The organism is Azohydromonas lata (assembly GCF_034427735.1).
Taxonomy (GTDB): Bacteria; Pseudomonadota; Gammaproteobacteria; order Burkholderiales; family Burkholderiaceae_C; genus Azohydromonas; species Azohydromonas lata.
The window spans coordinates 1-489 of sequence record NZ_JAXOJX010000210.1 but is presented as its reverse complement, the minus strand read 5'-3'; the positions used below and the strand labels follow the sequence as shown (position 1 = coordinate 489).

Genomic DNA, 489 nt, shown 5'->3' with positions numbered 1-489 from the left:
TGAGCCCGTGCGCACGTGGCGGCCCACCATCACGTTTTCCAGCGCCGTCATCTCGGGAAAGAGGCGGATGTTCTGGAAGGTGCGGGCAATGCCGGCCTTGGCCACCTCGTGCACCGCCGCCGGCTTGTAGGGCGCGCCGCCCAGCTCGAACGTGCCGGTGTCGGGCGTGTACAAACCGGTGATGACGTTGAAGAAGGTGGTCTTGCCGGCGCCGTTGGGGCCGATCAGCCCATAGACCTGGCCGGCGCGGATGTCGATACCCACATCGGAGAGCGCCTGCAGGCCGCCGAAGCGCTTGCTCACGCCGCTGACTTTCAACACGGAGTTGCTCATGCCGTGCGCTCCTTGGAAATGGTGCCGGAGGTGGCGGTGGACCTGCCCTTGGACGAAGCGGAAGCCGTGGCGGTTGCGGCAGCACCGGTCGAGCCAGCCGGCGACGGCGCGGCCTTGCCGTGCTCAGGCGGCGGCCAGATGCCGCGGGGGCGCGAC

At 68.9% G+C, this 489-nt stretch carries 1 protein-coding gene; it reads right to left on the bottom strand.

All coding sequences use genetic code 11. The features are described from left to right. Positions 1-333: ATP-binding cassette domain-containing protein (locus tag SM757_RS35060; RefSeq protein ID WP_322468877.1), on the bottom strand; the 333-nt coding region annotated here is incomplete at its 3' end. Positions 334-489 lie beyond the last annotated feature (156 nt).